This is a genomic window from Larkinella sp. C7, from assembly GCF_006149005.1.
Classification (GTDB): domain Bacteria; phylum Bacteroidota; class Bacteroidia; order Cytophagales; family Spirosomataceae; genus Larkinella.
The window spans coordinates 370,410-390,673 of record NZ_VBSL01000006.1 but is presented as its reverse complement, the minus strand read 5'-3'; the positions used below and the strand labels follow the sequence as shown (position 1 = coordinate 390,673).

14 protein-coding genes and 1 tRNA gene are annotated in these 20,264 nt (G+C 53.4%); 10 read left to right on the top strand and 5 right to left on the bottom strand.

The genetic code is table 11. The features are described from left to right. Positions 1-33: 33 nt before the first annotated feature. On the bottom strand, positions 34-1,206 hold the full coding sequence (locus FH871_RS17880; protein WP_138992770.1) for an MFS transporter: 1,173 nt from the start codon (positions 1,204-1,206) through the stop codon (positions 34-36). Between the two features lie 549 nt (positions 1,207-1,755). On the opposite strand from FH871_RS17880, the gene FH871_RS17875 reads away from it, so the two are divergent. From FH871_RS17875 to FH871_RS17850, 6 genes are all read left to right on the top strand, one after another. After that, entirely contained in the window at positions 1,756-2,085 is a 330-nt protein-coding gene (locus FH871_RS17875; protein WP_138992769.1) for a DUF6660 family protein, read from the top strand. 99 nt (positions 2,086-2,184) lie between these two features. Beyond that, positions 2,185-6,594, top strand: coding sequence for a CusA/CzcA family heavy metal efflux RND transporter (locus tag FH871_RS17870; RefSeq protein WP_138992768.1), 4,410 nt, complete (start codon positions 2,185-2,187; stop codon positions 6,592-6,594). Then, positions 6,591-7,829, top strand: a complete 1,239-nt coding sequence (locus FH871_RS17865) for an efflux RND transporter periplasmic adaptor subunit (RefSeq protein ID WP_138992767.1) — start codon at positions 6,591-6,593, stop codon at positions 7,827-7,829. The genes FH871_RS17870 and FH871_RS17865 overlap by 4 nt, the downstream gene beginning before the upstream one ends. A gap of 11 nt (positions 7,830-7,840) precedes the next feature. Next, the gene (locus FH871_RS17860) at positions 7,841-8,461 is read left to right on the top strand and encodes a hypothetical protein (RefSeq protein ID WP_138992766.1); all 621 of its coding nucleotides are present in this window, start codon (positions 7,841-7,843) and stop codon (positions 8,459-8,461) included. A gap of 5 nt (positions 8,462-8,466) precedes the next feature. After that, positions 8,467-10,458 (top strand): heavy metal translocating P-type ATPase, encoded by a 1,992-nt coding sequence (locus FH871_RS17855; protein WP_138992765.1) that lies wholly within the window; start codon positions 8,467-8,469, stop codon positions 10,456-10,458. Between the two features lie 7 nt (positions 10,459-10,465). Then, complete coding sequence (locus FH871_RS17850; RefSeq protein ID WP_138992764.1) at positions 10,466-11,041, top strand: YdeI family protein; 576 nt, start codon at positions 10,466-10,468, stop codon at positions 11,039-11,041. Positions 11,042-11,059: 18 nt separating this feature from the next. Here the strand turns inward: FH871_RS17850 and FH871_RS34000 are convergent, their stop codons facing one another. Then, positions 11,060-11,185 (bottom strand): hypothetical protein, encoded by a 126-nt coding sequence (locus FH871_RS34000; RefSeq protein WP_255516931.1) that lies wholly within the window; start codon positions 11,183-11,185, stop codon positions 11,060-11,062. 6 nt (positions 11,186-11,191) lie between these two features. On the opposite strand from FH871_RS34000, the gene FH871_RS17845 reads away from it, so the two are divergent. Beyond that, positions 11,192-12,970: a M61 family metallopeptidase gene (locus FH871_RS17845; protein ID WP_171062874.1), complete on the top strand. Its 1,779-nt coding sequence runs from the start codon at positions 11,192-11,194 to the stop codon at positions 12,968-12,970. 89 nt (positions 12,971-13,059) lie between these two features. Here FH871_RS17845 and FH871_RS17840 read toward each other — a convergent pair whose 3' ends face one another. The 3 genes from FH871_RS17840 to FH871_RS17830 all read right to left on the bottom strand — a co-directional run bounded on the left by FH871_RS17840 (position 13,060) and on the right by FH871_RS17830 (position 17,726). Further along, positions 13,060-14,496, bottom strand: a complete 1,437-nt coding sequence (locus FH871_RS17840; protein WP_138992762.1) for an FAD-dependent oxidoreductase — start codon at positions 14,494-14,496, stop codon at positions 13,060-13,062. 192 nt (positions 14,497-14,688) lie between these two features. Next, positions 14,689-15,567, bottom strand: coding sequence for an esterase family protein (locus FH871_RS17835; protein ID WP_138992761.1), 879 nt, complete (start codon positions 15,565-15,567; stop codon positions 14,689-14,691). 122 nt (positions 15,568-15,689) lie between these two features. Continuing rightward, entirely contained in the window at positions 15,690-17,726 is a 2,037-nt protein-coding gene (locus FH871_RS17830; protein ID WP_138992760.1) for an OPT family oligopeptide transporter, read from the bottom strand. A 202-nt stretch (positions 17,727-17,928) separates the two neighbouring features. Here FH871_RS17830 and FH871_RS17825 point away from each other — a divergent pair. The 3 genes from FH871_RS17825 to FH871_RS17815 all read left to right on the top strand — a co-directional run bounded on the left by FH871_RS17825 (position 17,929) and on the right by FH871_RS17815 (position 20,125). Next, positions 17,929-18,001 (top strand) — tRNA-Gly (locus FH871_RS17825). A gap of 169 nt (positions 18,002-18,170) precedes the next feature. Next, positions 18,171-18,869, top strand: coding sequence for a helix-turn-helix domain-containing protein (locus FH871_RS17820; protein WP_138992759.1), 699 nt, complete (start codon positions 18,171-18,173; stop codon positions 18,867-18,869). A gap of 5 nt (positions 18,870-18,874) precedes the next feature. Continuing rightward, positions 18,875-20,125, top strand: coding sequence for an ATP-binding protein (locus tag FH871_RS17815; RefSeq protein WP_171062873.1), 1,251 nt, complete (start codon positions 18,875-18,877; stop codon positions 20,123-20,125). Positions 20,126-20,264 lie beyond the last annotated feature (139 nt).

Sequence of the window (20,264 nt, the reverse complement as noted above, 5' to 3'; positions counted from 1 at the left end):
GGCGTATAGCACCTTCATTCGTGTTCCTAACCCTTACTCCGCCGTCTTCACCTTGCCCGCCATCAGCGCAACGCACAGGCCCATCCCGGCAATGATGACGAAGGAGATCCGCAGGCTGGTGGCACCGGCTACAAAACCGATCAGCGGAGGGCCGATCAGAAAGCCCAGAAAACCGATGGTCGAAACGGCGGCCAAGGCCACCCCCGGCGACAGAACCGTGGACTTTCCGGCCGCACTATACACCAGTGGCACCACCGATGAAACCCCAAAACCGACCAGGAAAAAGCCGACAATGGCCGTACCCAGATACGGAAACGTAACGGCGGTCAGCAAGCCGGAAGCAATCAGAACGCCACTCAATTGCAGCGTGCGCTTTAATCCGTAACGCGTGGCAAACCAGTCGGCGATAAACCGACCGAGGGCCATCGTGCTCATGAAAGCCGTATACCCCGCGCCCACCATCGCTTTTTCGGCCAGAATGACTTTCTTGAAATAAATACCGCTCCAGTCGAACATCGCGCCTTCGCAGATCATCGCGCAGAAGGCAATGATGCCCAAAATCAACAGGGCTCTGTCGGGTTTGGCAAAAATGGGTTGATCCGAATTCGTGTTGGCGTCTTCCGGTAAAATATACCGGGAAGCAACGGCCAGAGCCGCCAGGGCAAAGAACAGGACAGCCGCAAAATGCTGGTAGGGAACGATGCCCGCACCAATCATAACCGCTCCCAGCATGGCTCCCGCAAAACCCGCCAGACTCCACAACCCGTGAAACGAAGCCATGATCGGCCGTTTGTAGAGGGCTTCAACGCCCACCGCCTGCGTATTGATTGCTATGTTGGCCATGTTACCGACCAAACCAAAGACGAAAAGACAGGCCATCAGTTGCAGCGTCGTTTGCGCAAATCCCAGACTCAGGAGCGTGAGCGCGTAGAGACCAACGGCTAAGGTGGCCACTTTGCGACTGCCGATTTTAGTCGTTAGCCAGCCCGCAATCGGCAGCGAAAGCATCAGACCTGCCGGAAGAGCCAGCAACACCCCACCCAGTTCTGCATCCGACAAACCCAGCGTCTGTTGAATGCTCGGAATCCTAGATGCCCAACTGGCAAAAGACAGTCCCTGTAGGAAAAACAACGCCCCGACAGCCCCACGGTGAATGGTACGCGTGGAAACCCGGGGTGAAAGAAGATGAGAAACGGTAAAATTCATTATTGAAAAAATTCAAATTTCAGCTTGTATTCAAGGCGCTACCGAAGCGTACAAAGCACAAAATTAGCTTTATTATCAGCACTTAAGACAGCTTTGCCTGACCATAAAATAAAAACCACCAAAATTAAGTTCTTAGATTTAGTCAATTCTGGAAGAGTTCGTATAGATTGTACGGATAATACAAAAAAAACACCGGTCCCCAAAAGCCTGAAAGGCTTCAATCACTAGCCCCGGGTATCACCCGGGGTTTTGGTGGGCGGAACGAGGGTTGGCGAACGCGATGGGGATTGGAGAACCCAATGGGATTGGCGAATGCAACGGGGTCGGCGAACGCGATGGGATGACGGGAATTGATGGAATGGCGATGATGGACGCGATGGGGTTTGATAAACCGGATGGCGTCCATCAACCCCGGGCGATACCCGGGGCTAGTGATGAAAGCCTTTCAGGCTTGGTTGATCAGTGCTAAATCGTTCTTTTTTAGCGGTTTTGTAATTGAAGCCACTTTTTGACTACCTGTTGCATCCTTTTATCCCATAGCTTTGCGGCATGAAGTCACTGGTTTGTTTGTTGATGAGCGTTCACCTGCTGGTGTTGTCCGCCTGGCCCTGCGCCGACGGCTGCCTGGGCGTGCGCGCCGATCAACAGAGTACGGCGACTGTCGCCAGTGATGACCACCAACACGACGCAGACCCGGCGGGTGCGGATTTGTGTTCGCCTTTCTGCGGTTGTGCCTGCTGCGGCACGGTGCTGGAATCCATGCCGGTTTTTACCTTCACCTTTGCGGCTTTTTCTTTTTCTTCTGTTCAGTACGCTACCCTCCAATCCCGCTTGCCCGCTCCCCCGGTTTCCTGCTGGCAACCACCCCAAATCGGCTAAGACAGGATACCTGCGCCCCATCAGTTCTGTGCAACTGGGTTGCATTTCTCGCCCTTGATCGGCGATTTCACTCCTTTTTTACCTTAACGCCGTACCGGTATGCTGGATTCCATCATCCGCTTTTCCATCCGTAACAAACTCATTATCGGCCTGTTGACGCTGGCGCTGGTGGTGTGGGGCGGTTATTCGCTCAGCCATTTGCCCATCGACGCTGTTCCCGACATTACCAACAACCAGGTTCAGATCATCACCCGCTCGCCCGCGCTGGCGGCCCAGGAAGTGGAGCGGCTCATCACCTTTCCCATCGAACAAACGATGGCGACCATTCCCGGAATCGCCGAAATCCGGTCGTTTTCCCGGTTTGGACTGTCGGTCGTCACGATCGTTTTTCAGGAATCGACCGACCTCTACTGGGCCCGACAGCAAATCAGCGAACGGCTTTCCAGCGCGCGAAGCCAGATTCCGGCGGGAACGGGCGAGCCTGAAATGGCTCCGGTTACCACCGGTTTGGGCGAAATCTACCAGTATGTCATCTACGCCAAACCGGGTTACAAACAGAAATACTCCCCGACTGAACTCCGCTCCCTCCAGGACTGGGTCGTTCGGCGGCAGTTGCTGGGAACTCCCGGTGTGGCCGATGTCAGCAGTTTCGGCGGCTTGCTCAAGCAGTACGAAATCGCGATCGACCCCGACCGGCTTCGCTCCTACGGACTTGGCATCAACGATTTGTTTACAGCCTTATCCCGCAACAACCAGAATACCGGTGGGGCCTACATTGACAAAAAACCCAACGCCTATTTCATCCGCTCCGAAGGACTGGTGGGCAATCTGGCCGACATTGGCCGCATCGTCATTCGCCGGACCAAAAACGGTACGCCGGTTCTGATTCGCGATGTGGCGCAGGTAAAGTATGGTTCAGCACTGCGGTATGGTGCCTTGACGCGCAACGGACAGGGTGAAGCCGTGGGCGCACTGGTGCTGATGCTGAAAGGCGAAAACGCCAACGAAGTCATCGGGCGGGTTAAAAACCGCATGGACCAGATTCGCAAAACCCTGCCCGAAGGTGTTGACATTCATGCATTTCTGGACCGGAGCGAACTGGTGGGCCGCGCCATCAACACCGTCACCCGCAACCTGATTGAGGGGGCGCTGATTGTCATTTTTGTGCTGATTTTGTTTCTGGGCAACTGGCGGGCCGGTCTGGTCGTGGCGTCGGTCATTCCGCTTTCCATGCTGTTTGCGGTGGGCATGATGCAGGTTTTCGGCGTATCCGGCAATTTGATGAGCCTCGGAGCCATTGACTTCGGTCTGATCGTCGATGGTGCGGTGATCATCGTCGAAGCGACCTTGCACCATTTGGGCGCTCGAAAACTGGCCCGGCTGACTCAGGCGCAAATGGACGAGGAAATCTACCAATCCGCCAGCCGGATTCGCACCTCGGCGGCTTTCGGTGAACTCATCATCCTGATTGTCTATTTACCAATTCTGGCGCTGTCAGGCATCGAAGGCAAGATGTTCGGCCCGATGGCGCAGGTCGTCGGCTTCGCCATTGCCGGGGCGTTTATCCTCTCGCTGACGTATGTGCCCATGATGTCGGCACTGGTTCTGAGCAAAACCGGCTCCACGAAACGCACCATTTCAGACCGGATGATGGACGTTTTCCAGCGGCTGTACGAACCCATTATTCAAGGCGTTATGCAACGAAAGGCATTGGTGCTAGGGGTGGCGGTTTTGCTGCTGGTGGGTGCGGGCTGGCTTTTCACCACGCTCGGTGGTGAGTTTATTCCGACGCTGGACGAAGGCGATTTTGCCGTTGAAACCCGCGTTCTGACCGGTTCGTCCCTGAGCCAGACGGTAGACAAAACGACCCAGGCGGAGCGGGTTTTGCTGCAAACGTTTCCGGAAGTCAAGGAAGTCATCAGCAAAATTGGCGCGGGCGAAATTCCGACGGACCCCATGCCCATCGAAGCCGCCGATATGATGGTTATCCTGAAACCGCGTTCGGAATGGACTTCCGCATCGAGCCGCGAGGAATTGGCCGAAAAAATGACGGAGGCCCTGGAAACCATTCCGGGCGTCACCTTTGGCTTTCAGCAACCCATTCAGATGCGTTTTAATGAACTGATTTCGGGAGCGCGGCAGGATGTGGCCGTCAAGATTTTTGGCGAAGACCTGGATGAACTCACCCGGCTCGCCAAACGGGTGAGCGGTTTGATCACGGGCATCAAAGGCGCTACGGATTTGTATATCGAACAGGTGGAAGGCTTGCCCCAGATCGTCGTCAAATTGGATCGCGAAGCCCTCGCCCGCTACGGTTTATCGGTCGATGATGTCAACCGCACGATCAGCACGGCTTTTGCCGGCGAAAGCGCGGGCTTGGTTTACGAAGGCGAACGGCGGTTTGACCTGGTGGTGCGGCTGGCGGGCGAAAACCGGCGCAGCATCAACGACGTTCAGGCACTGACCATTGCCGGCACCGACGGCCCGGCCATTCCGCTGTCGGAAGTAGCCACCGTCGAACTCATTCCCGGCCCCAACCAGATTCAGCGCGAAGACGCCAAACGGCGGCTCACCATCGGCTTCAACGTCCGGGGACGCGATGTAGAAGGGATCGTGAGCGAGCTGCAACAGAAAATCGGTCGGCAGGTCCGGTTCCCAACCGGTTATTACGTCACCTACGGCGGTCAGTTCGAGAACCTGATCGACGCCCGGAAACGGCTGCAAGTAGCGGTTCCGGTGGCATTGGGCCTGATTTTCCTTTTACTCTTTCTAACCTTTCATTCCTTGCGACAGGCATTACTGATCTTTTCGGCCATTCCGCTGGCGGCCATTGGCGGGATTCTGGCCTTGTGGTTGCGCGGCATGCCGTTCAGCATTTCGGCGGCTGTCGGGTTCATTGCCCTGTTTGGCGTGGCGGTCTTGAACGGCATTGTGCTGCTGGCCGAATTCAACGACCAGCGCCGGAACGGCATTGCCGATCTCAAACAGGCCATTTTTCGGGGAACCCGCATTCGACTGCGCCCCGTCCTGATGACGGCAACGGTAGCATCACTCGGTTTTTTACCCATGGCATTATCGAATACCGCCGGGGCTGAAGTGCAAAAACCGCTCGCAACCGTCGTCATTGGCGGCCTGCTAACGGCGACGCTGCTGACACTGCTGGTATTACCGGTTTTGTATCTGCTCATCGAACAGCGGTTTGGAAAACGGGACCAGTCATTAATGCCCCAACCCAAAACCGCCATAGCCACCGGATGGCCCTTCATTGGCTTGATGACGCTGGGACTGAGCGGTATTTCTTCAGCAACAACGGCGCAGACAACCGCTCAACCGACGCCCCTTTCGCTGGATCAGGCGCTGAAACAAACGTTTCTGAACAATCCGCAGGTGCGGGTTTCGACCCTGAATGTCGATTATCAACAGGCGTTGCGCGGCACGGCTTCTGACGTTGGCAAAACTGACCTTGTCGTAACCGCCGGACAATACAACAGCCGGTATGTCGATCAGTCGCTGCAAATCGGCCAGCGACTCCCCGCGCCGGGTTTGATCCGAAGTCAGAAGTCCCTGGCCGATGCCCGAATTAGCGGAGCCGAAGCCGAAAGCCGGGTCACGCGTCAGGAACTGGCTTTTCAGCTTAAATCGGCGTATTACGGCCTCGTTTACCTCCAGACGCTGCACCGCGAACTGACCCGGCAGGACAGCCTTTTTGCGGCCGTAGCGCGGGCGGCTGGCATCCGGCGACGAACGGGTGAAGGTTCCCTGCTCGAACAAACGACGGCCGAAGTGGAAGCAAGGCAACTCCAAATGACGCTGCTCCAAAACCGTGCCGACCAGCAAATCCAGTCCCGAAGGCTGCAAACGCTGCTCGGAACTGACCAACTGCCCCAGATTACGGATTCGGTCCTGATCGCTCGCGTCATTCGTTTACCGGATTCGGTCGCGTTAACGCAAAATCCCGAACTGGCATTGCTGCGGCAACAGATCGACATGGCCCGGCGCGAAACCGAGGTCGAACGGGCACGACTCAAACCCGATTATTCGTTCAGCGTGGTGAATCAATCGCTGCGGGGCATTCAGACAATCAACGGCACCGACCGGTTTTATACGGGTGTCGATCGGTTTACGTACGGGCAGGTTGGCATCTCGATTCCGATTGTTGCCAAACCGCTCCGGGCACGCGTTCGGGCAGCAGAGTTGGGTCAGCAACGAACGGAAGCGCAACTCAACGCCCGTCGGCGCACCCTCGAAGGCGCTTTTGCGGAACTCCTGCAAACCTACCGTAAAAACCGCGAGACGCTGACGTACTACGAAGAGTCGGCGTTGCCGCAAGCCACGCTGATCCGTCAACAAGCAGACCGGTCATACCGCGCCGGAGAAATTGGCTACATCGAACTGTTCCAGAACCTCCGCACGGCGAGCGGTATTCAGACGGGTTATCTGGCCGCCCTGAACGACCTGAATCAGACCATTATCTACCTTGAATACCTCCTGGGAAGCATTGAACCATGAAAAATACGCTAAAAATCAACTTGCTTTTTTTCCTCATCGTTGGTGTCGGTTTGCTTTTTTCAGCCTGCAACCGGCAAAAGGACACCGCAACCGAAGCGCATACCGATACGGTTAAAAAAGACGACGAACACCATGAAGCGCACGACGAAGGGCTGGTGGAACTCACCGACGAACAGTTCAAAACCGTGGGTATCCGGCTCGGCGGACTGGAAGAACGAACCCTCAGCAACCTCATCCGCGTAAACGGGGTTGTGAATATACCGCCCCAGCAAAAGGTGTCGGTTTCGACGCCCTACGGCGGTATTCTGACCTCGACCCCCCTGCTGCCGGGCCAAGCCGTCAAACAGGGGCAACTGCTGGCAATGCTCGAAAATCCGGAGTTTATCCGGCTGCAGCAGGAATACCTGGAAACCACCAGCCAACTGGAATTTCAGGAGCAGGAATACGAACGCCAGCGCGAATTGAGCCGCGAGAACGTCGGAACGCTCAAAACGTTTCAGCATGCCACGTCGCAGGTCAAAATTCTCCGCTCGCGGGCCGAAGGGCTGCGGCAGCAACTGGCGCTTCTGGGCGTATCGATGAACGCGTTGTCGGCGGGCAACATTACGCGAACCGTCGCCGTCCGTTCGCCCATCACCGGAACTGTCACGGAAGTCAACGTGAACCGGGGGCGGTTTGTCAATGCCAACGATGTATTGTTCGAATTGATCAATACATCCGGGCTGTATGCCGAATTAACCGTTTTTGAAGGCGATATTGCGAAGGTGCAGGTCGGGCAGCGGGTTCGGCTTTCCATTATTGGCGAAAACGGCGGAGGAACGCCGGGCGAACGCATCGGTCGCGTGCGGTATATCAACCGTGAAACCGGACCGGACCGGACTGTACGGGTGTATGCCGCGCTGGAAAAACCGGATGCGCAACTCCGCCCCGGCACATTCCTGAAAGCCCTGATCGAAACCAAAGCGGCTCCGGAACCGGCTTTGCCCGATGTCGCAGTGATCAAATCGGGAACGGGTTCACAGGTTTTTGTTTATGAAGGAAAAGAAGAACACGAAGGCACCATTCACCACCAGTTTCGGCCGGTTCCGGTCCGTACCGGGGTCAGTCAGAACGGTTATCAGGCGGTAACGTTGCCCGAATCGATAAAAAAAGATGCGCAGATTGTAGTGGCCGGTGCGTATGACCTGCATTCCGTTTTAAATAATTCGGAAGAAGCGGGCGGTCATGTTCATTAAGAAGAAAACCCATGCTTTTCAATCTATTGATCGGTAGTATTTTGCTGGGAGCCGTCCACGCGGCCATCCCCAACCACTGGCTTCCCGTGGCCCTTATCGGCCGGAGCGAAGGCTGGACGATGCGCGAAACGCTCGGCGTAGCAGCTTTGAGCGGTTTTTTCCACACGCTCAGCACGGTTATTCTCGGGGTGTTGATTGGCGCGATTGGCGTGGAATTGTCGGCCCAACTGGAAGACCAAACCCGCTGGATCGCGTCACTGATCCTGATTTTTATGGGACTGGTCTATTTCGCCGTTCATAACCCGCACAGCGCCCACGAACACGTTCCGAAAGGCCTGTCCGGCCGCTCGAAGCGGGCCATTATCGGTACCCTGGCACTGGCCATGCTGCTGTCGCCCTGTCTGGAAATCGAAACGTTTTTCTTCACGGCCGGAACACTGGGCTGGCCCGCCGTCGCAACACTCAGCGTTGCGTATACCGCCGTTACGATCCTGTGCATGGTCGGGCTGACGGCGCTGTCGTTCCGGGGACTGGCCAAAGTGCAGTGGCATTGGCTCGAACACCACGAAAAACAGATCACCGGCGGCATCCTGATCGCCCTCGGTATCCTCAACTTTTTCATTGAACTTTAAGGACTATGGCAAAGCATCACGATCATTCCCACGACGACGGGCATACGCACGATCACGATGAGCTGGATCTGGACGAAACCGAATCGTCGGACGAAACTATGGGTTCAGAAAAGTCAAAATCCCTATTTGGCCGACTGGAAGAATACATGCCGGTTATCATCAGTTTTTTGCTGCTGCTGGGCGGTATTGTACTGGATCATTACGCGCCGAACCGGTTTCGTGATCCGTGGCGGTTTTTCTGGTATTTAGCGGCTTATTGGCCTGTTGGCCGACCGGTTCTCCGCCGTGCCGGAATGCGAATTTTGAAAGGCGATGTCTTCACCGAATTTTTTCTGATGGGTGTCGCCACCATGGGTGCGTTCCTCATCCGGGAATATCCCGAAGGCGTCGCCGTGATGCTGTTCTACACCATTGGCGAGTTGTTTCAGGATGCCGCCGTGATGCGGGCGCGTCGTTCCATCAAAGCGCTGCTCGATGTCCGGCCCGACACGGTGACGGTTCTGCGGGACGGAAAAACCGTACCTACCAAAGCCGCGCAGGTAAAAATTGGCGAAGTAATTCAGATCAAACCGGGTGAAAAAGTGGGTTTGGATGGCAAATTGACGTCCGACACCGGCTCGTTCGACACAGCCGCTCTGACCGGCGAAAGCGTTCCGCGCACCATTGCCAAAGGCGAAGATGTGCTGGCGGGGATGATTAACCGGCAAACCCTGGTGGAAATGGAAGTGACCACGCTTTACCAGGATTCCAAGCTGTCGCGCATTTTGAAACTGGTGCAGGAAGCCACCGGACGCAAGGCCCAGACGCAGGAGTTCATCGCCCGGTTTGCCAAAGTCTACACGCCGATGATCTGCGCGCTGGCGCTGGCCATTACGCTGCTGCCGTACTTTTTTGTGGCGGATTACCGCTTTCAGGACTGGCTCTATCGCGGTCTGGTTTTTCTGGTCATCGGTTGTCCTTGTGCGCTCGTGATCTCCATTCCGCTGGGCTATTTTGGCGGGATTGGCGCGGGTTCCCGGCACGGAATTCTGTTCAAAGGCTCGGTCTTTCTGGATCTGATTACGCAGGTCAAAACCGTGGTGATGGACAAAACCGGTACGCTGACTAAGGGTGTTTTCAAGGTGCAGGAAGTTCGGGCACAGGGCCTGACGACGCCGGAATTAGCCCATCTGACGGCGGCTTTGGAACGCAAATCCACGCATCCGGTGGCCACGGCCATTCTCGCTTATGCCGGTTCGGAAGAGAGACCCGTTTCCGTTGAAAACGTGGAAGAAATTCCGGGGCAAGGGTTAAAGGGAACCGTAGACGGCAAAACCGTGCTGGCCGGAAACGCCAAATTGCTGCAAAAATTCAACGTAACGTTTGACGAAGCACTGACGGCAATTCCTTTTACGGTGGTGCTCGTCGCCGTTGATGGGCAGTTTGCCGGGTATTTCACAATTGCCGACGAGGAAAAACCGGATGCCGCCGACACCGTTCGGCAATTGCACGCGCTGGGTCTGAAAACCGTCATGCTGTCGGGCGATAAATCGGCGGTGGTTCAGGCGGTTTCCCAACAAGTCGGCGTCGGGGAAGCCATCGGCGATCTGTTGCCGGAGGATAAAGTGCGGGAGGTCGAGCGATTGAAAAAAGCCCTTTCCGGTAATCCCAGGGCCAAACTGGCATTTGTGGGCGACGGCGTCAACGACGCGCCGGTGGTGGCGCTGGCCGATGTGGGCATTGCGATGGGCGGCCTGGGCTCCGACGCAACCATTGAAACTGCCGACGTGGTGATTCAAAACGACCAGCCGTCGAAGATTGTCACGGCGGTTAAAATTGGCCGGGCGACGCGGCAGATTGTCTGGCAAAACATCACGCTTTCGCTGGTCGTGAAAGCCATTGTGCTGCTGTTGGGTGCGGGTGGTATTGCGACCATGTGGGAAGCGGTTTTTGCCGATGTGGGCGTCGCGTTGCTGGCCATCCTGAACGCCGTTCGGGTACAGAATCTGAAGTTTTAATCAAGTTATGCCAACCTTTTTCGCAACACCCGCCGAGTTCCGCCAGTGGCTGGAACAGCACCACGAAACCGAGAAGGAATTATTCGTCGGTTTTTACAAAGTGGGTTCCGGCAAACCCAGCATCACCTGGCCGCAGTCGGTCGATGAAGCCTTGTGTTTCGGCTGGATCGACGGCATCCGGAAATCCATCGACGAAACGAGTTACATGATCCGGTTTACACCCCGGAAAACGAAAAGCATTTGGAGTGCGGTCAACCTCAAACGGATTGGGGAACTCACCGAACAAGGTCTGGTAAAACCCGCCGGTCTGACCGTTTTTCAGGAACGGGATTTGAAAAAAGCCGGGCTTTATTCACACGAAAAAGAAGACCAGCCACTGGACGCAGCTTTTGAAGCGCAGTTGCAAGCGAACGAAAAAGCCTGGCAGTTTTTTCACCAACAGGCCCCCTCCTATCAGAAAACGGTCCGACACTGGATCATGGGTGCCAAACAGCCCGAAACCCGTTTAAAACGCCTGACGAGCCTGATCGAAGACTCGGAAAATGGGCGAAAAGTTGGGCCGTTTCGGCGTAATGGCGAATAACGCTGCCTTTGAATTCTGTCAGACAATCGTTAAAATGAGTCGCAAACCAGCCCGGACGACAAAATCCGCCAGCGTTTTGCGGTATTTATGGAAACTTTTGCACTTCTCTTTTCCCGAAACCCATTTCTCATCCGGTTTTTTCAAACCCTAATGTTTGCTGCGGTTTTTCTCGTCACTATCCCGCATTCATTCGGACAAAAAAAAGTCGGAAACTTGGCGTTTACGGTTTCGATGGAAGACCCCGCCACACATCTCTACCACGTTACGTTTCGTTGCAACGGCATCCCGGGCGATACGCTGAGTTTTAAGATGCCGGTCTGGACACCCGGGTATTACCAGTTGATGAATTACGCCCAACAGGTTCAGAATTTTCAAGCCACCGATGGTTCCGGCAAGCCTTTGAAATGGGACAAAACCGCCAACAGCCGCTGGAAAGTTTATCCCAAAAAGGCCAAATCGGTTACACTGACGTATGACGTAAAAGCCACCCGCGATTTTGTGGCCGGGAATTTCCTTGACGAAAACCGGGGCTATATTTCACCGGCGGGCGTATTTCTGTATCCCGAAGGACGACTTAAGCACCCGTTGACGGTTACATTAAAACCGTATGCGAAATGGAGCGGACCAATCGCCACCGGTCTGGATTCAGTTGCCGGACAGCCCCATACGTTTGTGGCACCGGACTACGACAGTCTCTACGACAGTCCGATGTTGATGGGGAATCTGGAGCAACTGCCCTCGTTCACGGTACAGGGAATTCCGCATTATTTTATTGGGTACAACCTCGGCAACTTCGACCGGCAGCAGTTTATGGCGGATCTGAAGAAGATTGTTGAAGGGTCGGTGGCCGTGATTGGCGATATTCCCTACAAACACTACACCTTCATTGCCATCGGGCCGGGCGGGGGCGGCATTGAGCATTTGAACTCGACATCGATCAGTTTCAGCGGGGAGCAACTGGAGACGCGGGCCGGGAAAAACCAGCTCTACAACTTTCTGGCTCACGAATATTTCCACCATTACAATGTCAAGCGCATTCGCCCTGTCGAGTTAGGACCGTTCAATTACGATCAGCAAAATCGCACGCGGATGCTCTGGGTTTCGGAAGGATTTACGGTCTATTATCCGTACCTGATTCTGAAAAAAGCCGGTTTAATGACGGAGGAAGAGGTTTTCGGGGCTTTGCAGAGAAACGTTGCCAGCTACGAGAACAAACCCGGCCACAGGTTTCAGTCGGCCACCCAGGCTAGTTTCGAAACCTGGGAAGACGGCCCCTTTGGCCGAACGGGCGACGAAGCCTACAAAACCATTTCGTATTACAGCAAAGGTCCGATTCTGGGTGCTATGCTCGACTTTAAAATCCGGCATGAAACCCAGAATAAAAAGTCGCTCGACGACGTAATGCGGGCGCTGTACCAGACCTATTATCAGACAGAGAAACGTGGCTTTACGGAGAACGAATTCTGGGCGGAATGCGAAAAAATCGCCGGGACGTCGTTAAAAGAACTGTTCGATTATGCCTCGACCGTGACAGAAATTGACTATCCGAAATACTTCGCCTATGCCGGTTTAGCCATCGACGCCACCCCCAAAGAAGTACCGGGCTCGTGGCTGGGCATTTCGTTCAAAGAAAAGGTGGACAGTCTGCTCGTCACGGAAGCCGAATGGGAATCACCCGCCTGGAAAGCCGGGCTCCGCAAGGGAACGGTTATTCTGAAGATTGACGGGCGGAAAGCGGACGTTCAGGCTCTGAGCGCGCTGGTGAAGACCAAAAAACCGGGCGATCCGGTCAAACTACTGGTTTTACAGAACGATCAGCCCAAAGAAATAACGGCGGTCTTGGGTAAAAAATCCGAACGGAGTTTTGAAATAACCCGGCTTCCCAATCCAACGGCGCTGCAAGCGGCCATTTTGAAAGCGTGGTTGTGAAGGAAAGGAAAGAGGTAGACAAAAGAGTAAAGACCCAAAAACAGTGCTTGTTTCTCCTCCAACTTCTCTTGTCTTACCTCTCTTGTCTTTTACACCGCTTCCGATTGCAGGCTCTCGACGGAAGCGCTTTCCTGGTAGCTGTCATAATCGGTGTTGATTTCCCACAAATCGTGATTCGCTCCGGAAACGATGTTGTCGGCGGCCAGGATGCCCATCAGAATGGAGTGATCCTGGTTGTTGTATTTGAAGGAGCCATACCGGCCGATGACGCTCAGTCCTTTCAAACCTGAAAGATACTCCTGAATCGGTTTCAGGATCTCTTTGTAGCCTTTTGAATAAACCGGGTAACTCCGCGCCAACCGTTTCACAAAACCGGCCGAAATGGTCGCGCCGGGAATCAGCCCGGTTTTGGTCAGTTCGTTCGATGCCAGTTCGATCAGTTCCGCATCCGTTTTTTTCCAGATCTCATCCTGTTCGTAACACCAGTATTCCAGCGTCAGAATGCTGGCTTTTTCACCGTTGGTAATTTCCGGGACCCAGTTCCGGAAGTTGGTAATCCGCCCGGTCAGCAGTTCTTTTGAATGAATATACAGCCAGTTATCGGGAAACAAATCACTGGATTCTACTTTCAGGTACACCAGAATCGTGTTGCGAAACCGCAGACGGCTCACCTCGTTTTTGATGGCAACCGGCACGTCCGGCAGCCGGTTGACCAGCAACGTCAGCGGCATGGTCGAAATCACGTGGTCGAACGCTCTGACGGTGCCGTCTTCCAGTTTTATGCCATACCGCTCCGCCTGGTCGGTGACCACCGCATGAACCGGCGTTTTCAGGTGAACCGCTCCGCCGTGGCGTTTAACGTAGTCGGCCATCCGTTCATAAATCATCCCGTTGCCGCCAACCGGGTAGGCAAACTGGTCGATCAGCGTTTTGTGTGTATTGCCTTTCCCGCCTATAAAGGCATTTTTGACGGCTTCCCCGAGCGATAATTTTTTGATCCGCTGGGCGGCAAAATCCTCGTCCAGATCGGTACAGGCAATCCCCCAGAGCTTTTCGGAATACGTCTTGAAAAAGGTAGAATACAGTTTGTAGCCAAACCGCCGAACCACCCACGATTCGAAAGTCTGCTGGTCGGGCGTTGGGGTTATTTTCTCCCGAAAATAACTATTCATGCTGCTAATCGACTGGCGAACACCCAGTTTACGAAGCGCATCGAAGGGTTTGAGGGGATAATAAAAGAGTTTGGAGTTGTAATAAATTCGGGTCAGGCGGTTCACCATGCGGAAATCAGAACCGGCGACTTCGAACCACACTTTGTTGATGCGGGCATCACTGCTAAAAAAGCGGTGCGGCCCCAGGTCAACCGTTTGATTCCATAACTGAAAGGACTGTGATAACCCGCCTACATTGGGGCCCGCTTCAAACACCTCGACGGCGATTCCGGCTTTGGCGAGTTCATAGGCGGCCGTTAAACCCGCCGGCCCAGCTCCGATAATTCCAATTTTTTTGTCCTGGTATGTGCGCATCTGTTTATCCGATAGCGTGGGCTACCGGGATTTAGGCCCCATTTGCATCCACTATCATTATCACCGATCCATACTAACAGGAGCCACTCTCTTCTTCATTGTGAACGTGAATATACTTAATTACCTTAATAATACTTTCGGTTACATAAACGTCCGCCAAATTTTGAGCAATCGGCAGCGTCAATCGGTTCATTATTTTTTTTCTTTCCATAACCAACGCAGCGACTCCGGCAGAATAGAACCGCCGTGTTTGCCGTTGTGCCCGCCCGTCCCGCCGACAAAGCGGTAGTCGTACTGGCGAAATTTTAAAGCCGCATCCATCTGCAAATTCCCCAGCCACCAGTTTCCATGGGCATTATCGAGATCGTTGCTGCCGTCTTGCAGGAACACTTTGATGTCGCGTTTAGGAGCTTTTCGGATGAGCGACGGATACACGTGGCCGCCTTTGATGTTTGTAAAACTGCCGACGTGGCTCAACACTTTCTGGAAGTAATCGGGCCGCTGCCAGGCCACCGTGAAGGCGCAGATGCCGCCGGACGAAATACCGCCGATGGCGCGCATCTTCGGTGAATCGGCCAGTTTGTAGGTCTTGCTGAGTTCCGGGATCAGCTCTTCGATGAGCAGCCGGGCGTACTGATTAGTCAGCGTGTCGTATTCGAAACTCCGGTTATCGGCTCGCCAGGGATCTTTGGGCAAGTCGTTGCCGTGCTGACCGGGATTGATGAACAGGCCAATGGTCACCGGTATGGCTTTCTGGTGAATGAGGTTGTCGAAAACTGCCGGAACCCGGAAATCGCCGTCTTCCTTCACGTAGGCGTGTCCGTCCTGAAACACCATCAGAGCCGCCGGGCTTTCGGCTCTGTATTGCGCTGGTACGTAGACATAATACTCCCGAACGGTATTCGGAAAAACCGTACTTTTCCAGACGAACTTCGTCACCTGTCCTTTCGGAACGCCCTCATGCCGCTGCGAATCCGGGCCATAGGTGGCGGTTTCGGGCTGGGCAAAACCGGCGGTAAACGCCAGCAGAGTCAGGCAAAGACCGGCTGCGAATGGTAAAAAATGGTTCATGGGAGGGAAAGGAGAAGGGGTTAATTTCAAATGATAAATGATGAACGCCAAATGTAAAAGTGTTTGCACCGCGCCAGCCTGCTTTTACATTTGGCGTTTATCATTTGAAATTCATTTATTGATCAATTTCGTTTCATGGCAACCCGGTATAGAATAACCGCCAGACCCAAAAAGAGCAACGCACCCAGCAGTTGATAGCCTTCAAACCCCAGCGCACTCTCCAGCGCCGGTTCCAGGGTCAGTCGGGACAGAAAATTGTAGACCGATTCGTTCACCGACAGCAGAGCAACGACCACCCCCGCCAGGGCGCCACCGGCCACCAAACCGGTTGAAAACAAACTGCCGCGGCTCAGGTCAGCGTCTTCTTCGACGATGCCTTTCCGCTTGAAATTCCAGTCGACCAGCGCCTTGACGCAGCCCCCGGCGAAAATCGGCAGTGTCGTCGCAAGCGGCAGATACAAACCGACGGCAAACGCCAGCGCACTGATGCCACAAATTTCCACGACAAACGACATGAAAGCGCCCACGAGCACAAACTGCCAGTCGAGGTTGAACGACAGCAACCCTTTGATGAGCGTGGCCATGAGCGTTCCCTGCGGAGCCGGAAAACGGTCGCTGCCGATGGCGTGGGTGATGCCCTGCGCCACGAGGTCCGGCGTGGGTATATCCAGAATCTTGATCGTTGCGCCGATGGCCAGTGAGGAGACGATAACGCCGACAAACAGTGCCATTTGCTGGTATTTGGGTGTTGCTCCCACCAAATAACCGGTTTTCAGATCCTGAGAAGTGGCTCCGGCGGTAGCGGCAGCGATGCAAATCATACCGCCCACCACCAGCACAGCGGGTTCGTAGATTCGGCCCGTCAGTCCGGCGCCGATGAATACCAAAGCCGTACCCATAATGGTGGCGATGGTCATTCCCGAAACGGGCGATGAACTGGAGCCGATCAGGCCCACGATCCGGCTGGCCACAGTAACGAAGAAAAAGCCAAACACGATCACCAGGATGGCAATCAGCAGTTTGGTCAGGACCGAGTCACCGGGAATTTGGGGTAAGATCACCATCAAAACCGCCAGAATCAGACTTCCAACGACAACGATTCGAATGGATAAATCCTGCTCCGTCCGCCGAACCTGCGTTCCTTCGGCCGCGACATCTACTTTTTTGAAGCTATCGCGAAACGACGAAACAATGGTTGGGATGGTTTTCAGCAGCGTCATAAAACCGCCCGCCGTGACGGCCCCCGCGCCAATTTGCCGGATATAGGCCCGGTAGATGGCGGCAGCCGTGTCGCCAAAACCGTGTGTTTCAGGGTTCCAGCCGCCGGGGCCACCGGCGGTTTGCAGGTTGGTGAGATACCCCAGTTTGATCAATTGCAAGGCAATTGTATCGCCCGGCACCAGCGTTGCCAGCAGCGGAATCAGAGCCAGCCACGCCAGAATGCCGCCCCCCACCAACACCGCCGAAATGCGAAACCCGATGATGTAGCCAACGCCCAGGTACTCCGGAGTGATTTCGCCCGACACCTGCGCCGATGGGAAATAGCGGTTTACCTGGTTCGTTGCCCAAACCGGTGCTTCGGCAATGACGTGCAGCACTTTCTGGAGGACGGCATAGAGCAAGGCTACGCCCAGGCCCCGATAGGCCATTTTGGCAAAATCACCGCCCCGTTCCCCCGCAATCAGCACGGAGCCACAGGCCGTGCCTTCGGGATAGGGCAGTTTACCGTGTTCCTCCACGATGAGCGCCCGGCGCAGCGGAATCATCATGAGCGTGCCGAGCAGTCCGCCCAGAATGGCCAGGGTTAGAATGGTCCAGTAATTGAAGAAATCGTCGCCAACGCCGTCGGTCAGGAACAGAAAACCGGGCAGGGTGAACACCACACCGGACGCGATGGACTCCCCCGCCGAGCCAGTGGTCTGGATGATGTTGTTTTCGAGAATGGTGGTTTTCAGAAACCGCCGGCCGAGCGAAATTGCCAGCACCGCAATGGGAATGGAAGCCGACACCGACAAGCCGGCTTTCAGGGACAGATAGACGGTGGCAGCTCCGAACAGGACGCCGAACAGCGCCCCGGTGACCACAGCTTTGAACGTGAATTCGGCCGTCGTGGCATTATCGGCGATATACGGTTTAAACGCGGGCGGTTTGGTTTCCATAAGAAGGGTCAGGATTTGCGCGTAAGATCAAACGATTTTGGAATAATACAAAGCCCCCGCCCCCGGAGGTGGCGGAATCCGTGAATTTACGCGGATAAATTTTCAGTTGGTAGCCCAAAAGACGGAGCATCCGGTTGTTGCACGGGATTCACCGAAATCTCTTGACTTTTCCATTCTTTCTTTAAACATTTGCAGCCTATCAGCGGGAGTAGCTCAGTTGGTAGAGCGGCAGCTTCCCAAGCTGCAGGCCGTGGGTTCGAACCCCATTTCCCGCTCGTTTGTTATTCAGTGTAAATGAAGCACTTAGCTGAGAGGCTGGGTGCTTTTTTTGATAATATTAATGCGTCGGTTGAAACTCTGGTTGAAACAAGTCTATTGGAATCACTAAATTGACAAAGCTTGGTTATTTAATTCTATTTCTATTATTTGTTTTAATTTAGCTGCATGTTGAATGTAAAAGACTTACTTGAAAGGCTGAATAGCTTCGATGAGTGCAGTTATCTAGAAGCTAAATCTGGTACCCAAATAGACCGGTCAATATTGGAAACGGTTTGTGCCTTTTCTAATGAACCGAGTTTAGGCGGAGGTTATATTCTACTCGGTGTTCAACGTGATGAAAGCGAGTTGTTCCCGACTTATCGTCCTATTTCTCTTTCTGACCCCGACAAGTTGCAGCGAGATTTGGCAACATCTTGCGCTAGTATGTTTAATATTGCCATTCGTCCTGAGATTCGTATAGAACGGCTTCAAGGTTATGCGCTGTTGAATGTGTTCGTCCCTGAATTGTCACCAGCTCAAAAACCTCTCTTCTTTAAAAACAAAAAGCTACCCGAAGGGGCTTATCGACGCATTGGTTCCACGGATCAGGCTTGTGTGGAAGATGATATGGTCTTATTTTATAATCATGCTGAAACCTATGACAGTAGTCCACTGACTCAAACATCATTCGCAGATGTCGATATTGAGGCCTTAGATCTTTATCGCAAGTTGCGCACTGAGGTTAATCCAGCAGCTGAAGAACTTACACTTGATGATGAAGAACTATTACTAGCTCTTGGCTGCGCTGTTCGCGAAAAAGAAAAATATAATTATAATTATAAGCTCACTGTAGCGGGCTTGGTACTGTTTGGCAAAGACGGGTAATGCCTATGCTTCGTACTGACTATATGCGGGTACCAGGAAATGATTGGGTCGATGACCCAATCAATCGATTCGCTAACAATGTCGATATGCGTGGGCCTTTGTTCCGAATGGTGTTTCGAGCCATGAATACTGTCGCCGATGACTTACCAAAAGGTTTTTTATTACCCGAAGGCGAGTTACAGGCTCGTTATCGGGGCCTGCCTGGCCGTGTGCTGCGTGAAGTGATAGTTAATGCTTTTATGCATCAATCGTATAAAGTTGGGCAACCAATGCAAATCATCCGCTATAGCAATCGGCTAGAAATTCGCAACCCTGGTTTCTCGCTTAAGCCTGAAGATCAATTAGGGGAACCAGGGTCTAAACCTCGCAATCGCTATATTGCGGCTGTTTTTCACGATACAAACTTAGCAGAAACCAAAGGGAGTGGGATTCGCACTATGCGTCGGCTTTTGGAAGAAGCAGAGATGGCTCCGCCCACCTTTGAATCTGACCATAGCAATAATGAGTTTACAGCCCGACTCCTTCTCCATCACTTCCTAAGCGAAGAGCAGTTAACTTGGCTGAGTCAGTTTGACGGCCTTAGTTTAAATTTAGATCAAAAGAAAGCACTCATTTTTTTGAAGGGTGTTGGTGCTATTAACAACCCAACATACCGACAATTTGCCGGTTGCGATACTTTAACCGCGAGTATGGATTTGCGTAAGCTACGCGAGCTAGGTTTAATTGAGCAAAAGGGTAAAAGCACTGCAACCTATTATGTTCCTGCATCTAATTTTGAGCTAATTAATAACATAGCTCCTGTTGTTGCTACCGATGATGCTGCAGTGCTTACCGATGATGCTGCAGTACTTACCGATGATGCTGCAGTACTTACCGATGATGCTACAGTACTTACTGATGATGCTACAGTACTTACTGATGATGCTACAGTACTTACTGATGATGCTACAGTACTTACCGATGATGCTACAGTACTTGCTGATGATGGACAAAATATACCAGAAACTATTCGCCAATTAGCACAAACATTAGGTAAACGTACTAATGATCGCGCTTATACCCGTTCTGTTATTCGACGACTTTGTGAATGGCGGGCATTAAGTCTCAATGAGTTAAGCAGATTGATAAATCGTTCACCGGCTCATCTGTTTAGTGAATATGTTAAACCCATGCTAGAAGTTGGTGAACTATCTTATACAATTCCTGATATGCCAAAACATCCAAATCAAGCTTACAAGACCTCCTTAATAGCCTGACAAGGAGCCTGGATGGTCACTTGCACTAGCTAATTTATTTGGTTTCGTGTCTTCTTTTCCAAAAATCTAAGATATTTTATACATTTTTCTGCAAAAAGTCCCGAATTTGACTATATATGTCTCCAATCTGACAGCCAAC